Raw genomic sequence first — 13,711 nt, 5'->3', positions numbered from 1 at the left:
GGCGCTGCGTGAGCGCATGACACAACAGGCACTCTGTGTGAAACCCCCGAACGGTTGCACCAAATCCCTTTGTGAGTAACCTTTACGGTATTTCTCATCCTGCGCGCAGGACTTAAGCGAACAGCTATGACGGACACACAGACATCCAAGCAGCCATCCGAAGGCCGCAATTACCAACTGATCTTCTGGTCTGGTTCGCTGGCGACCATCGGATCGCAGCTTGTGAACCCGAATCTGGTGCTGCCATTCCTGTATCTGGCACTGGGTGCCCCGACATTCTTCGCGGGCATGTTGCTGCCTTTCGTGACCGGTTCGCGCCTGATTGCCGAGATATTTGTATCCCCGTTCATCAACCGGGTGACCCGCGCGAAACTGGCGGTTTACGCACCCAATATCATGACCGCAGCAATTCTGGCGGTCCTCGCCCTGTTCGCAACCGGCCTGCCCAATGTGTTGATTGTCCTTTTGTTCCTGACGACCGCCACAGTCATGGGACTGTGTCAGGGGATCACCAGCCTTGGCACCAGCCAGATTTACGGCATTTCCGTCCCTGAGGCGAAACGCAACCGCATGGTGTTTGCGCAGGCCACCATCTCGGGCATTCTGGCCATCATCGTTGTCTGGGTGACACGCGACCTGCTGGCCTCGGAACAGCCGATGCAACGCCATATTGTTGTTCTGTGGTGCGGCGTTGTTGCGATGTTTGCGGCCGGAGTCGCCTTTATCGGTGTGCGCCTGATAGAAGAGGAGCAGGCCAACGCACCCGCCCCGAAACATAAGCCCAAACCGCTGGCTGAACTGGTGACCGGCTTTAAGACCGGCATGGCCTATTCGTGGTACCGCAAATTCCTGACCGCCCGGCTGATCTTTGTCTCAGTGGAACTGGCGATGCCGTTCTATACGATCCACGCAGCAACCTTCCACGTGGGCACCAAACATTCCCTCAGCTATTTCGTCATGGCAGCCAGTCTTGGGATGGTGATCGGATCCATCCTTTGGGGCTGGCTTTGCGGGCGCATCTCGGTCAAGCCGGTGATGTGGCTGGGATGTTTGATTTCGACGTTTTCCGCTGTCCTGGCGCTTATCTTCACCTTCCTGGGATATGCGCAGGACGTGTGGCTCTATGCGCTGGTCATCCTGTTGCTGTCACTGGGCGGCAACGGCGTGATCTACGGGCGCTACCTGTACATCATCGAGATGTCCTCGAAGAAAGAGCGCCCCTATCTGGTCGCGCTTGGCGACGTCTGTGCCGGTCTGATCGGTATGGTTTTTGCCGCGATCCTCGGTGCGGTGGCTCATCTGCACGACCCAATCACACCGATCATTGGGCTGGCCGCATTGAATCTGATTGCTATGCTATACGCCTTTCGCCTGCCGCCAACTAAAAGCTGAAACACTTGCGGTTTTATTGGAAAAGGTGCCTTTTCCTTACCCAACGCGCCGCCTATACAGTGCCTCGCACTATTAACCCCGAGGCACGTTATGAACTACCACCCCAAATCGGAATTCATCGCCACGATGATCGAGCGCGGCTTTCTGGCCGACTGCACCGATTATCAGGGCCTTGACGAAGCGCTGATCAGCGGGGTGCAAACAGCCTATATCGGTTATGACGCCACCGCGCAGTCTCTGCACGTGGGTCACCTGATGAACATCATGGTCCTGCGCTGGCTGCAAAAGACCGGCCACAAACCGATCACCCTGATGGGCGGTGGCACGACCAAGGTGGGCGACCCGTCCTTCCGGTCGGATGAACGCCCCCTGCTGGGCCCCGAACAGATTGACGCCAACATTGCGGGCATGAAGCAGGTCTTCGCCAAATACCTGTCCTATGACGACAGCGAAACCGGCGCGCTGATGCTGAACAATGCCGAGTGGCTGGACAACCTGAACTACCTCGAATTCCTGCGCGATATCGGGCGGCATTTCTCGGTCAACCGGATGCTGAGCTTTGAATCGGTAAAATCGCGTCTGGATCGCGAGCAGTCGCTCTCGTTCCTCGAGTTTAACTACATGATCCTGCAGGCCTATGACTTCCTGGAACTGAACCGCCGATATGACTGCGTTCTGCAAATGGGCGGCTCGGACCAGTGGGGCAACATCGTCAACGGCGTCGACCTGACCCGCCGGGTGCTTGACCATGAAATCTATGGTCTGACCACACCCCTGCTGACCACCAGCGATGGCCGCAAGATGGGTAAGTCGCAGGGCGGCGCGGTCTGGCTGAATGGTGACATGCTGTCGTCCTATGAGTTCTGGCAGTTCTGGCGCAACACTACCGACGCCGACGTGGGCCGGTTCCTGAAGATCTTCACCGAGCTGCCCGTGGACGAATGCGACCGGCTGGCCGCGTTGCAGGGGTCCGAGATCAACGAAGCCAAGATTCGCCTCGCCAACGAAGTCACCACCCTGCTGCACGGGGCCGAGGCCGCCGAAAAGGCCGAGGCGACAGCGCGCGAGGTGTTCGAAAAAGGCGGAGTTGGCGGAGACCTCCCGACTTTAACTCTGTCTGCGGATGAACTGGGCGACGGCATGTCCATTGTTCAGATCATCGTGAAATCGGGACTTGCGAAATCGGGTAAAGAGGCCAAGCGTCTGATCGCCGAAAACGGCGCAAAACTGGACGACGCACCGCTGACAGACGCAGGTCTAATGATCGACGCGGGCGCGCTGTCCTCACCGATCAAGCTGAGCGCAGGCAAAAAACGGCACGCGTTGGTTCAGTTGGGCTAATCGGCTGCTCTGCGAAGACAAGGATTGGTTGGCCACCTTTTTGAGGTGGCCATTTTCATATTAGCTCGGACATTTGAATTTGACGGTTGCCCGCTTTGCGGACTTTGCCGTTATTTGATTTCGGCCTCAAAAACACGCATGCGCAGCCTCAACGGGGCACACGGTCCCCTGCCTTGTACCATGCGGGCAGTGAAATTTCGGGCGGAACACAGAACTCGACAAGCGACATGCCGTTTGCTCCAACCCAAATATTGGCACCGTCATCGACGCGTACATACCCGGTATCAGTACAATACTTTTTGGCAGCGTCGATGATACTGGAAACATCGCTCTCAGCGTCGGACTCAAGGCCGTAGAAATCATCAATGTCTATTTGTGGGGTTATCGAAATTACATATGTATTTCTATCTACTATCGTCTGGATCGGTAAGAAATGATGAGTACTTCTCGTTCCATCCTCTTCAAAGTGTAGAACGTTACCCCTCACCAGTAAGATGTCGTGGCGAAAGGTGAATTGTTCACGTGGTCGCTCCGGGAAGGGAGAGACTAGGTTTGGTTGACCATCAACATTTTGAGCGCCAGTGCATCCACCCAAAACTAGAAGAACCGCTATTCGAAAGAGTGTCAAATAAGTCTACTCGATTGCTGCTGTTTAATTTTGAATAATGAATCTTAGGTGGAATAGAAATACCAGTCACTATGGGCTCAAAGCAGAAGTCCACTTGTTTGCTGCCTCGCGGCTGGACAGAAGTTTCGTTTTTTATTAAATGAACAATTGTTCAAATCGCAACGGAGCGCACGCCATGCAATTGTCCACAACAGCAGCAATCGTCACTGGCGGGGCTTCAGGACTGGGAGAAGCCACCGCCCGGTATTTCGCTGAACACGGAGCACAGGTCACGATTCTCGACCGTGACGCCGACCGGGGCGCGCGGGTCGCGGAAGAAATCGGCGGGCATTTCGCGCAAACCGATGTAACCGATGAGGGTTCGGTCTCGGCCGCTGTGGCGCAGGCAAAAGACAGCATGGGCAAGATCACCGCCGCCGTGAACTGCGCCGGGATCGCCTATGGTATCAAGACGGTGGGCAAAGATGGCCCCCACCCCTTGGACGCGTTTCAGCGAACCATCGACATCAATCTGGTCGGCACATTCAACGTCTCGCGATTGGCTGCTGCTGAAATGGCGCTGAACGACCCTGAATCGGACGGCGCCCGCGGGGTGATCATCAACACCGCTTCAATCGCTGCATTTGACGGGCAAAAGGGACAGACCGCCTACGCGGCCTCTAAGGGCGGTGTTGTGGGCATGACCCTGCCCATGGCCCGCGATCTGGCCTCGACCGGTATCCGCGTGATGACCATCGCGCCCGGCATTTTCATGACGCCGATGCTGGCCGGCCTGCCAGAAGAGGTACAGCAGCAACTGGCCGCCGATGTTCCCAACCCCGCCCGCCTTGGCGATCCGCGTGAATACGGGCGGTTGGCCGGATTCATTGTCGAAATGGGCTATCTGAACGGCGAGGTCATCCGCATCGACGGCGCGCTTCGTATGCGCTAGGTCTTCCTCATGACCGAGAGGGAAAAAATGCAAGCCGGGCAGTGGTATTGCTGTCTGGACCCGGAGTTGGACGTCTTACGCGCTCAGGCGCGTCGCGCGGTTCATGCGCATAACACCTGCCACCCGGATACCCGTGGCGCGATGGTGCCTGAATTGCAAGCGCTTCTCGCCAATTGCGGAGAGGAGTGTTTTCTCGAAGCCCCCTTTCATTGCGCCTACGGTCTGAATATACACCTCGGTCAACGCGTCTATTTCAATACCGGCTGCGTGGTTCTGGACACCGCACCAGTTCGGGTCGGGGACGACACGATGTTCGGCCCTCATGTGCAGATCTATTGCGCCCAGCACGCCAAAGACCCGGCTGAGCGTACGCAAGGATTGGAAATCGGGTTGCCGGTGACAATTGGCCGAAACGTCTGGGTCGGTGGAGGGGCCATCCTGATGCCCGGCGTCACCATCGGCGACAACGCCACCATCGGCGCGGGCAGCGTGGTCACCAAGGACGTGGCCGATGGCGAGACGGTGGCCGGGAACCCTGCCCGGCCTTTAAAAGTGAACCAGACCTAAGCGCCCTCGGCCTTTTCCTCGAGCACCAGCCACTCTTCCTCTGCCACCGCCAGTTTTTCCTGCCGTTCGACTAGTGCCTCGGTCGCCTTCTGGAATTTCACCGGCTCACGCGTGAACAACTCGGGGTCGGCCATGAGTTCCTCCAGCTTGCCAATCTCGGCTTCAAGGCGGGCAATTTCAGCGGGTAGTTTTTCCAAACGGTGTTTCTCGGAAAAAGACAGACCTGATTTCGGTTGGCTCTCTTGCTTCACCTTCGGCTTTGAAGTTTTTGTTTTTTCTTCCTTCTTTTGGAAGGTATCGCCTCGTTGCGCAATATAGTCCGACCACCCGCCGGCATAGACGGTCGCGCGGCCATTGCCCTCCATCGCGATGGTCGTTGTCGCCACGCGATCCAGAAAATCCCGGTCGTGACTGACCAGCAAAACGGTGCCGTCATAGTCGTCCAACAGTTCCTGCAACAGATCCAGCGTCTCGACATCCAGATCGTTGGTCGGTTCGTCGAGCACCAGCAGGTTCGAGGGTTTGGCCATCAGTTTGGCCAGCAACAGCCGCGCTTTTTCACCCCCTGACAGGGACTTAACAGCCGCTCTTGCCTGCCGTTCGTCGAACAGGAATTCCTTGAGGTAGCCGACCACATGTTTGGGCTGACCGCCCACCATCACCTGATCAGCTTTGCCCGATACCCGCATCTCAGGGTCGCCGGTCAGGCTGTCCCACAGGGTCATCTCCGGGTCCAACTGCGCACGGGCCTGATCGAATACAGCGATCACAAGGTTGGTGCCCAAGGTCACTGTGCCTTCATCCGGCTCTTCTTGCCCCAGTAGCATTTTCAACAGTGTCGTCTTGCCCACACCATTGGGACCGACAAAAGCCACGCGGTCGCCGCGCTGCGCCAACAGATCAAAGTTCCGCACGATCTGTTGCGCGTCAAAAGACTTGGACAAGCCTTTGGCCTCAATCACCTTTCGCCCGGATTTCGGACCGGTATCCAGCGACATGGCCGCCGAGCCCTGACGCTTGATCTGCGCTGCCTTCTCGGCTCGCAAAGCCTGCAAAGCGCGCACCCGCCCCTGATTGCGTTTACGGCGCGCGCTGATGCCTTCGACAGCCCATTTGGCCTCGGATTTGATCAGCCTGTTCAGCTTGTGTCGCTGTTGGTCTTCTTCCTCCCAGACCTTGTCGCGCCAGGATTCGAACGCTTCGAACCCCTGCTCCTGCCGCCGCACCATGCCGCGGTCGATCCACAGTGTCGCGCGGGTCAAGGCGCGTAGGAAGGCGCGGTCGTGCGAGATCAGCACGTAGGCCGCCCGTGTTGAGCCCAACTCGCGTTCAAGCCACGCGATGGCTTCGATGTCCAGATGGTTGGTCGGTTCGTCCAGCAACATCAGATCCGGCGCCTCGGCCATCAGCTTGGCCAATGCGGCACGCCGCCGTTCTCCGCCCGAGGCCGTTTCCACCGGGCGGGACGGGTCAAATTTCAGCCCCTCTCCGGCGCGTTCGACCTTGTACAGCTCACCCGGCTCCAACCCGCTGGAAGCATAATCGCCCAGCGTGGCAAAACCCTCCATTCCGGGGTCCTGCTCCATGTAACCAACGGATTTGCCCGGCGGGATCACGATATCGCCCTGATCGGTCTCGACCAGACCGGCCATCACTTTCATCAGGGTTGACTTGCCCGAGCCATTGCGCCCTACCAAAGCCACGCGGTCACCCGGCTGGACTACAAGGTCCAGCCCCGAAAACACCGGATTACCCCCGAAAGTCAGGGAAATGCCGGACATCTGCAACAAAGGAATTCTCGCCATGCCCGCCAGCTAAACTGGCAGGTCCAAGGCGTCAACGGCGATTACCTGACCACAGTCCGTAACAAACGTTTCCGCGCGGGGGGGATCGCTCCGATTTCAAGTCCGGTGAATACATGAAGTGTGTTCATGTGGCGATCGACCACTGCATGATCGCTGACCCATCCGCCCATCGTCAGATAAGTGCGCAGCAAAGGCGGCATCCGGAGCATCGCTTTCTTTGAATCTGGCCGACGACGCAGACGGGCAGCAAAGCGGAACACATCCGGCGCCTTGACCCGCGGCAACCACCGCTTGGGCGCCAGATGCCGGTGCTTCAGCATTGCAAATGCGTCCAGATACTCAGAGGTTTCCGTCCCCGCAAAGGAAGAACAGCCGAACAGCATCTCAACGTTGTTTTGGTCCACATAAGCGGTCATCGCGCCCCACGCGACACGCAATATGTCCGGATCGGTCCAGTCGGGATGAATGCAAAACCGCCCCATCTCGACCATCCGCCCGTCAAAACCTTCGAGGGCGGACAGGTCATAGAATTGTGCGGAATAACTGTCACCGATCTCAGCCCCACACTCCATGGTCAGCATACGGAAGCAACAGACCAATTGCCTCCCTTCGCGCATATCTTCGACCAGTATATGGGCACAGACAGGGTCGAAATCGTCCCGATCGGTCAGGTTCGTGTCAAAGGCCAGGGTACGAAGCCGCTGTGCAGCGGTCACATCCTGTGGTGTCTGCGCAAGACGCGCACGATACCGACCTTTACCAAGCAATAGTGCCATGGTCGCATCCTCCGCGGTTGCTGACCTGTTTCATCTTGCCGCGTCATTATCACAAGACGTGTGACTGTCCTGTGACCATAACAAGACTTGGCTGTAAATTAGTTGGCGCCTGGAATATTGGCAGGGTTGAAGTTGCCGATGTTACCCAACAGCTGGCGGAGGAAGCCCTTACCCTCAATTGAGGATTCGGTCACGCGGCGATCCAGTTGAACGACCACGCCGTCTTCCAGCCCGAAACGTTCGATGTTGCGGACGACTCCACGATCATCAAAGCTGATCGCGACCAGCTCGCGCGAAACCACCTCGGGCCGCTTCGGGCCATAGTGACGAACGCGGGACCGAACGTAGTAAAATCCGGAATCCCGTACTACTCCGGACGAACTGGGCGCGCCGACCGCTTCCATAACGCTGTCGCGGGTGTCCACACCGACCTTGATCTCGGCAAGGTCCTCGGCTGGCGGGATATATCCGTGATTCTTGAAGACTGGACTACACGCCCCGACGGCTGCCAGACAGGCCGCAAAAACAAGCGTTTTCGACGCTGGGTTCAACCTGTTCACAACCTTCAACATTTACACCCTCTTGCGTTGCCCCCTCGCGGACCCTATCCGATTACAGAAACCGCAGCCCCGGTTCAACACAGGAAAGGGTCACGAATGAGCAACCAGACATCTCTGCGGGTGGCAGATCTGCCCCAAAACGCACCAACTCCGTTTGAACTGCGCCCTGATGCAAAGGCTTTGGACGCCATCAAGGGTGATCTGGGCCTGCTTGGCCTGCGAAAGCTCAGCTTTGTAGGTGACGTTGGGGCAACGGGCAAACGTGACTGGGTATTGAAGGGCAAACTGGGCGCTACGGTCATTCAGCCCTGCGTCGTGACGCTGGAGCCGGTAACGACCCGCATCGACATTCCCGTAACCCGGGTCTTTGTCGCTAACTGGGCCGATCCCGAAGAGCCCGAGTTCGAAATCCCCGAAGATGACGAGACCGAACAGCTGGGCGCCGAGATCGACCCGGCGCTTGTCATGGTCGAGGCCCTGTCGCTGGCCCTGCCCCAATACCCGCGTAAAGATGGCGCAGAACTGGGTCAGGCCGGTTTTACCGAGCCGGGTAAGCAGGCTTTGACCGATGAAGACGTCAAGCCATTTTCGGGGCTGGCCGATTTGCGCGATGCCTTGAAAAAAGACGAGTGACATAGGTCTGTTTTCCTGTCATAGCAGGCGCTCAGAAAAATCGCTTGAACATGCCGAGAATCGCAGTATTTTCGCGCGCTCATCGGAATTTGGGTTGGACATTGCGGGGCTCGTCCCCTAAACGCGCGTCAAACCACGAGAAAAACGAAGAATGAAACCCGGTCGGCGGCGAATCTGCTGACCCTCAGTAGACAAAGGTTGAGACCATGGCTGTCCAACAGAACAAAGTTTCCAAGTCGCGTCGCAACAACCGCCGCGCACACGACGCTCTGGTTGCTGCAAACCCGAACGAATGCGCAAACTGCGGCGAACTGAAACGCCCGCACCATGTCTGCGCGTCCTGCGGCCACTATGATGACCGTGAAGTCGTCGCGCAGGCCGACGAAATCGACCTGGACGAAGACGCGGCCTAAGCCTTTTAGAGCGCAGGCCAAGGCATGACAGAACAGCCCACGCAAGCCGGACGGATTACCATCTCGGTTGACGCTATGGGCGGAGATTCGGGGCCCGCTACCGTGGTGGCGGGCGTTGCCAATTCGGCAAACAAGAACCCCGACATCGCGTTCATCCTGCATGGGCCTGAAGCCACGTTGCGCAAACTTGTCGCCAAACGGCGTGTCCTTGAAGGGCGCGTCGTTTTTCGTGACTGCACCGATGTGGTCACGATGGAGGATAAGCCCAGCCAGGTTGTCCGCAGCGGTAAACAGACCTCGATGTGGTCGGCACTGGAATCGGTGCGTCAGGGCGAAGCGCATGGCGCCGTGTCCTGCGGCAATACCGGTGCGCTGATGGCGTTATCGATGATGCGGCTGCGTAAACTGCCGGGCGTGAACCGCCCGGCCATCGCGATTCTGTGGCCCTCGCGCAACCCGCAGGGATTCAACGTGATGCTGGATGTGGGCGCGGATGTGCGAGCCGACGCCAAGGATCTGTTGCAATACGCGCTGATGGGCGCATCCTACGCCCGCAATGGAATGGCGCTGGAACGTCCGCGCATCGGCCTGCTGAATGTCGGCACCGAAGAGCACAAAGGCCGTGCGGAACTTAAAGAAGCCCACGCAATGATCTCAGATTTTGCGGATCAGGCAAAATTCAATTTTGTCGGCTTCGTTGAAGGCAGCGATATCCCCGGCGACAAGGCGGATGTCATTGTAACCGATGGGTTTACCGGCAACGTCGCCATCAAGACCGGTGAAGGCACGGCAAGCCTGATAGGCGATCTGCTACGCGAGGCGTTCAAATACTCTCCGCTGTCGCGCCTTGCCTCGATTCTGGCGATCACTTCGCTGCAGCGATTGAAAAAACGCATCGATCCGCGACGTGTTAACGGCGGGGTGTTCCTCGGCCTCAACGGGACAGTGGTAAAATCGCATGGTGGCGCGGATGCCACCGGAGTATCAGCAGCAGTCAAACTGGCCTTTACACTGGCCCAGTCTGGTTTCGCTGAAAAATTGGCGGCACGGGTTGCATCGACAGCCGAGCTTGCACAAGATGTCGCGCACGTACCGCCAAAGGCGGGCGAATAACAATAAAGGCAGTAACCCAAAATGGCAGGCCGTTCAGTTGTTGTAGGTGTCGGACATTATTTGCCAGAGCGCATCGTTCCGAACTCCGAATTTGAAAAGACGCTTGATACGTCGGATGAGTGGATCAGAACCCGCTCAGGTATCGAACGCCGCCACTTTGCCGCCGATGGTGAGACCACTTCTGATCTTGCCACCAAGGCGGCCGAGGCTGCGCTGGCCGATGCTGGCCTGACCGCGGACGACATCGACGCGATCATTCTGGCCACTTCGACCGCTGATCTGACCTTCCCGTCGGCAGCGACGATGGTTCAGGCCCGGTTGGGCATGACCAAGGGCTTTGCCTTTGACGTTCAGGCCGTTTGCGCTGGTTTCGTTTTCGCGCTCAGCAACGCGAACGCCCTGATCCTGTCAGGTCAGGCCAAGCGCGTGCTGGTCATCGGAGCCGAAACATTTTCGCGAATCATGGATTGGTCGGACCGGTCCACATGCGTGCTGTTCGGCGATGGCGCCGGCGCTTTGATCCTTGAACTGCAGGAAGGCGAAGGGACCGCTCAGGATCGCGGCATTCTGGCGACCGACCTCAACTCGGACGGCCGCTACAAGGATCTGCTCTATGTCGATGGCGGGGTATCGACCCAATCGACCGGCCATCTTCGCATGCAGGGCAATCAAGTGTTTCGTCATGCGGTCGAAAAACTGGCCAAAACAGCAGAAACCGCGCTGTCGGCCGTGGGCCTCAGCAATTCCGACGTCGACTGGATCGTGCCACATCAGGCAAATATCCGCATTATTCAGGGCACGGCCAAGAAAATGGGTCTGCCGATGGAGAATGTGGTTGTCACCGTTCAGGATCACGGCAACACGTCTGCCGCATCGATTCCCCTTGCCCTGTCCGTGGGCAAAGAGCGCGGGCAGATCAAACAGCGCGACCTGATCGTGACCGAGGCCATCGGTGGTGGCCTGGCCTGGGGGTCGGTTGTCCTGCGCTGGTAACCGGCGCAATTCGGCTTACACACCGCCTTGCAATTCATTGATATTGACAGCGAATTTCCCTCCACCATATTCTTTGGTAGCAACAGGGGAAAAAGTATGGGCGATAAAACACTGACCCGAATGGATCTGAGCGAGGCCGTCTTTCGTGAAGTCGGCCTGTCACGCAATGAAAGTGCGCAACTGGTGGAAAGCGTTCTGAACCATATGTCCGACGCGCTGGTGCGTGGCGAACAGGTAAAGATTTCATCTTTTGGCACCTTCAGCGTTCGGGACAAAACCGCCCGTATCGGCCGCAACCCCAAAACCGGTGAAGAGGTTCCGATTCAGCCCCGCCGGGTTCTGACATTCCGCCCGTCGCATCTTATGAAAGATCGCGTCGCCGCAGGGAACCGCAAGTAAGATCAGGACGGCACGGTTATGAGCAAGTCCCCAGACGCCTTTCGCACTATCAGTGAAGTTGCGGATTGGCTGGGCGTTCAGGCACATGTGCTGCGATTCTGGGAAAGCCGTTTTAGCCAGGTCAAACCGGTCAAACGTGCGGGCGGTCGCCGGTACTACCGGCCTAATGATATGCGCTTGCTGGGCGGCATCAAGAAGCTGCTTCACGAGGATGGTATTACGATCAAGGGCGTCCAACGCATCCTGCGCGAACAAGGTGTGAACCATGTCGCATCACTGTCGCAGAGTTTGGATGAAATGGCCGAGCCGGAAGCTACAGCAAATGACAATGTAGTCGTCCCTTTCGAAGCCAAAACTGCGTCAGAAAGCGATCAGGCAAAACTGGACTTGGGCGACACCACTCCGGCCGCAGAACCGGTGACCGCAACCGCAGTGGAACCGAAACCGGCCCCACAACAGTCGAAACCTGTGCAGCAGGAGGCAGAGCCCGAATATCTGGACGAAGCCCCCCTGCTCGGCGGAATCGCGACGCAAGCATGGGAGCGAACCGATTTTGACGACAAGCTGTTGCGGGAAATTGCACCGGTGGCAAAAGACCTTCGCGCTGTTCTCGACCGAATTGAAAACCGATCGGCGGGATAAGAAAAAAGGCGATGATTTCCTCTTGCCCCTGCTGGGAAAGTCTTTATGAACACCTCAACGTCGGGCTATGGCGCAGCCTGGTAGCGCGTCCGTCTGGGGGACGGAAGGTCGCAGGTTCGAGTCCTGCTAGCCCGACCAAATCACACCGACGTTTATGGCACACAGGCCGGATCCCGCTCTGGCATCAGGGGGGATCGGAATGACAGGCGTATGCCCAAACCAGCAGATCGAGGCGATGATTACACGCGGTGAGATCACCGCCAGCCCCGAGGTCATCCCCGAGCAGGTCCAACCGGCCAGTCTTGATTTACGCCTTGGAACAGTAGCTTACAGGGTTCGCGCATCTTTTCTTGCCGGCGAAGACCGCACGGTCGCCGACCGTCTGGCTGAGTTTGAAATGCATCGTATCGATATCTCGGACGGCGCAGTTCTGGAAAAAGGCTGTGTCTATCTGGTGCCTCTGATGGAATCGCTGGCCCTGCCCGCTGATGTCAGCGCGGTGGCCAACGCGAAAAGCTCAACCGGGCGTCTCGACCTGTTGACCCGTGCGATCACCGATGGCGGCACTGAATTCGACCGGGTTCCTGCGGGCTATACAGGGCCGCTTTATGCCGAGATTTGCCCACGGTCTTTCTCGGTGCTGGTGCGCCCCGGCATGCGGCTAAACCAGATCCGGTTCCGTCAGGGTCAGGCCGTTCTCAGCGACACAGAACTGACTGCGCTGCACGCCGAGGCCCCGCTGGTCGATGGCCCCGCAGTGATTCAGGACGGGCTGGGTTTCTCGGTCGATCTTCAATTGCCCGACACCGATCTGGTTGGCTATCGCGCCAAGCCGCATACCGGCGTGATCGATCTGGACCGGATTGGGGAATACGACCCGCAAGAATACTGGGAAGAGGTGCGCACCACTGATGGCCGCATCATCCTGGACCCCGGCGCGTTCTATATTCTTGTCAGCCGTGAGGCGGTGCATATCCCACCGTTGTATGCCGCCGAAATGGCCCCTTATCTGGCGATGGTGGGCGAATTTCGGGTGCATTATGCAGGCTTCTTCGATCCCGGATTCGGCCATGCCGCCGCCGGGGGCGCGGGATCACGCGGTGTGCTGGAGGTCCGCTGCCACGAGGCGCCTTTCGCGCTGGAACACGGTCAGGTCGTCGGGCGGCTGGTCTACGAGAAGATGGCCGAGATGCCCACGCAGCTATATGGCGCTGGCATCGCGTCAAACTATCAGGGACAGGGCCTGAAACTGTCCAAGCATTTCAAGGCGGTTAGCTGATCAGAACTTCATAAACCGGCGCATCTGACGGGTCATGCGCTGCGCCTGCTTCATCCCCTGCGCTGAGCGGCCTGCGTTGCCCTGAACCGGACGACCTGTTCCCGGTTTCCCGGTTTGCTGCTCGGATTTGCCGCCCATCCGGCTTGCCACGTCAAAACCCTTGTCCACACCCTTATTGACAAGGCGCCGCATGACCTGGCGCACGATTATATCGATGATCCGATTGGCATTCATTGCTC

15 protein-coding genes and 1 tRNA gene are annotated in these 13,711 nt (G+C 58.0%); 12 read left to right on the top strand and 4 right to left on the bottom strand.

The genetic code is table 11. From position 1 onward, the window contains the following. The first annotated feature begins 126 nt into the window (after nucleotides 1-126). The 4 genes from GOX66_RS03235 to GOX66_RS03220 all read left to right on the top strand — a co-directional run bounded on the left by GOX66_RS03235 (nucleotide 127) and on the right by GOX66_RS03220 (nucleotide 4,859). Nucleotides 127-1,392 (top strand): MFS transporter, encoded by a 1,266-nt coding sequence (locus GOX66_RS03235; RefSeq protein WP_170759546.1) that lies wholly within the window; start codon nucleotides 127-129, stop codon nucleotides 1,390-1,392. A 90-nt stretch (nucleotides 1,393-1,482) separates the two neighbouring features. Further along, nucleotides 1,483-2,733, top strand: coding sequence for a tyrosine--tRNA ligase (gene tyrS, locus GOX66_RS03230; RefSeq protein ID WP_170759544.1), 1,251 nt, complete (start codon nucleotides 1,483-1,485; stop codon nucleotides 2,731-2,733). An 803-nt stretch (nucleotides 2,734-3,536) separates the two neighbouring features. Further along, on the top strand, nucleotides 3,537-4,292 hold the full coding sequence (locus GOX66_RS03225; RefSeq protein WP_170759543.1) for a 3-hydroxyacyl-CoA dehydrogenase: 756 nt from the start codon (nucleotides 3,537-3,539) through the stop codon (nucleotides 4,290-4,292). A 9-nt stretch (nucleotides 4,293-4,301) separates the two neighbouring features. Further along, nucleotides 4,302-4,859, top strand: a complete 558-nt coding sequence (locus GOX66_RS03220) for a sugar O-acetyltransferase (protein WP_170759541.1) — start codon at nucleotides 4,302-4,304, stop codon at nucleotides 4,857-4,859. Here the strand turns inward: GOX66_RS03220 and GOX66_RS03215 are convergent. The 3 genes from GOX66_RS03215 to GOX66_RS03205 all read right to left on the bottom strand — a co-directional run bounded on the left by GOX66_RS03215 (nucleotide 4,856) and on the right by GOX66_RS03205 (nucleotide 8,012). Beyond that, complete coding sequence (locus tag GOX66_RS03215) at nucleotides 4,856-6,664, bottom strand: ABC-F family ATP-binding cassette domain-containing protein (RefSeq protein WP_237212483.1); 1,809 nt, start codon at nucleotides 6,662-6,664, stop codon at nucleotides 4,856-4,858. The two genes, GOX66_RS03220 and GOX66_RS03215, sit on opposite strands and share 4 nt — an antisense overlap. Nucleotides 6,665-6,705: 41 nt before the next feature. After that, nucleotides 6,706-7,440, bottom strand: a complete 735-nt coding sequence (locus tag GOX66_RS03210) for a GNAT family N-acetyltransferase (RefSeq protein WP_170759539.1) — start codon at nucleotides 7,438-7,440, stop codon at nucleotides 6,706-6,708. Between the two features lie 98 nt (nucleotides 7,441-7,538). Further along, nucleotides 7,539-8,012: an outer membrane protein assembly factor BamE gene (locus GOX66_RS03205; RefSeq protein ID WP_170759537.1), complete on the bottom strand. Its 474-nt coding sequence runs from the start codon at nucleotides 8,010-8,012 to the stop codon at nucleotides 7,539-7,541. Between the two features lie 84 nt (nucleotides 8,013-8,096). On the opposite strand from GOX66_RS03205, the gene GOX66_RS03200 reads away from it, so the two are divergent. The 8 genes from GOX66_RS03200 to GOX66_RS03165 all read left to right on the top strand — a co-directional run bounded on the left by GOX66_RS03200 (nucleotide 8,097) and on the right by GOX66_RS03165 (nucleotide 13,472). Continuing rightward, a complete protein-coding gene (locus tag GOX66_RS03200; RefSeq protein ID WP_170759534.1) occupies nucleotides 8,097-8,633 on the top strand; it encodes a YceD family protein in 537 nt (178 codons plus the stop codon). A 206-nt stretch (nucleotides 8,634-8,839) separates the two neighbouring features. Further along, nucleotides 8,840-9,046: a 50S ribosomal protein L32 gene (rpmF, locus tag GOX66_RS03195; protein WP_037316137.1), complete on the top strand. Its 207-nt coding sequence runs from the start codon at nucleotides 8,840-8,842 to the stop codon at nucleotides 9,044-9,046. Nucleotides 9,047-9,070: 24 nt separating this feature from the next. Further along, on the top strand, nucleotides 9,071-10,159 hold the full coding sequence (plsX, locus tag GOX66_RS03190; RefSeq protein ID WP_170759532.1) for a phosphate acyltransferase PlsX: 1,089 nt from the start codon (nucleotides 9,071-9,073) through the stop codon (nucleotides 10,157-10,159). 21 nt (nucleotides 10,160-10,180) lie between these two features. Further along, nucleotides 10,181-11,152: a beta-ketoacyl-ACP synthase III gene (locus tag GOX66_RS03185; protein ID WP_170759529.1), complete on the top strand. Its 972-nt coding sequence runs from the start codon at nucleotides 10,181-10,183 to the stop codon at nucleotides 11,150-11,152. A gap of 96 nt (nucleotides 11,153-11,248) precedes the next feature. Beyond that, nucleotides 11,249-11,551: an integration host factor subunit alpha gene (ihfA, locus tag GOX66_RS03180; protein ID WP_008755922.1), complete on the top strand. Its 303-nt coding sequence runs from the start codon at nucleotides 11,249-11,251 to the stop codon at nucleotides 11,549-11,551. Nucleotides 11,552-11,569: 18 nt separating this feature from the next. Further along, nucleotides 11,570-12,193 (top strand): MerR family transcriptional regulator, encoded by a 624-nt coding sequence (locus GOX66_RS03175; RefSeq protein ID WP_170759527.1) that lies wholly within the window; start codon nucleotides 11,570-11,572, stop codon nucleotides 12,191-12,193. 61 nt (nucleotides 12,194-12,254) lie between these two features. Then, nucleotides 12,255-12,331: transfer RNA gene (locus GOX66_RS03170), tRNA-Pro, on the top strand. Between the two features lie 61 nt (nucleotides 12,332-12,392). Continuing rightward, nucleotides 12,393-13,472, top strand: a complete 1,080-nt coding sequence (locus tag GOX66_RS03165; RefSeq protein WP_170759525.1) for a 2'-deoxycytidine 5'-triphosphate deaminase — start codon at nucleotides 12,393-12,395, stop codon at nucleotides 13,470-13,472. Here the strand turns inward: GOX66_RS03165 and GOX66_RS03160 are convergent, their stop codons facing one another. Continuing rightward, the gene (locus GOX66_RS03160) at nucleotides 13,473-13,706 is read right to left on the bottom strand and encodes a hypothetical protein (RefSeq protein WP_170759523.1); all 234 of its coding nucleotides are present in this window, start codon (nucleotides 13,704-13,706) and stop codon (nucleotides 13,473-13,475) included. Nucleotides 13,707-13,711 lie beyond the last annotated feature (5 nt).

This window comes from Ruegeria lacuscaerulensis (assembly GCF_013031245.1).
Classification (GTDB): domain Bacteria; phylum Pseudomonadota; class Alphaproteobacteria; order Rhodobacterales; family Rhodobacteraceae; genus Ruegeria; species Ruegeria lacuscaerulensis_C.
The sequence above is the reverse complement of the archived record's forward strand: the minus strand, read 5'-3'. Positions and strand labels throughout refer to the sequence as shown.

What these genes read in the sequence shown, in the direction of transcription:
- GOX66_RS03235 (WP_170759546.1), top strand. Translation starts at nt 127, where the DNA reads ATGACGGACACACAGACATCCAAGCAGCCATCCGAAGGCCGCAATTAC.
- tyrS (WP_170759544.1), top strand. Translation starts at nt 1,483, where the DNA reads ATGAACTACCACCCCAAATCGGAATTCATCGCCACGATGATCGAGCGC.
- GOX66_RS03225 (WP_170759543.1), top strand. Translation starts at nt 3,537, where the DNA reads ATGCAATTGTCCACAACAGCAGCAATCGTCACTGGCGGGGCTTCAGGA.
- GOX66_RS03220 (WP_170759541.1), top strand. Translation starts at nt 4,302, where the DNA reads ATGACCGAGAGGGAAAAAATGCAAGCCGGGCAGTGGTATTGCTGTCTG.
- GOX66_RS03215 (WP_237212483.1), bottom strand. Translation starts at nt 6,664, where the DNA reads ATGGCGAGAATTCCTTTGTTGCAGATGTCCGGCATTTCCCTGACTTTC.
- GOX66_RS03210 (WP_170759539.1), bottom strand. Translation starts at nt 7,440, where the DNA reads ATGGCACTATTGCTTGGTAAAGGTCGGTATCGTGCGCGTCTTGCGCAG.
- GOX66_RS03205 (WP_170759537.1), bottom strand. Translation starts at nt 8,012, where the DNA reads ATGTTGAAGGTTGTGAACAGGTTGAACCCAGCGTCGAAAACGCTTGTT.
- GOX66_RS03200 (WP_170759534.1), top strand. Translation starts at nt 8,097, where the DNA reads ATGAGCAACCAGACATCTCTGCGGGTGGCAGATCTGCCCCAAAACGCA.
- rpmF (WP_037316137.1), top strand. Translation starts at nt 8,840, where the DNA reads ATGGCTGTCCAACAGAACAAAGTTTCCAAGTCGCGTCGCAACAACCGC.
- plsX (WP_170759532.1), top strand. Translation starts at nt 9,071, where the DNA reads ATGACAGAACAGCCCACGCAAGCCGGACGGATTACCATCTCGGTTGAC.
- GOX66_RS03185 (WP_170759529.1), top strand. Translation starts at nt 10,181, where the DNA reads ATGGCAGGCCGTTCAGTTGTTGTAGGTGTCGGACATTATTTGCCAGAG.
- ihfA (WP_008755922.1), top strand. Translation starts at nt 11,249, where the DNA reads ATGGGCGATAAAACACTGACCCGAATGGATCTGAGCGAGGCCGTCTTT.
- GOX66_RS03175 (WP_170759527.1), top strand. Translation starts at nt 11,570, where the DNA reads ATGAGCAAGTCCCCAGACGCCTTTCGCACTATCAGTGAAGTTGCGGAT.
- GOX66_RS03165 (WP_170759525.1), top strand. Translation starts at nt 12,393, where the DNA reads ATGACAGGCGTATGCCCAAACCAGCAGATCGAGGCGATGATTACACGC.
- GOX66_RS03160 (WP_170759523.1), bottom strand. Translation starts at nt 13,706, where the DNA reads ATGAATGCCAATCGGATCATCGATATAATCGTGCGCCAGGTCATGCGG.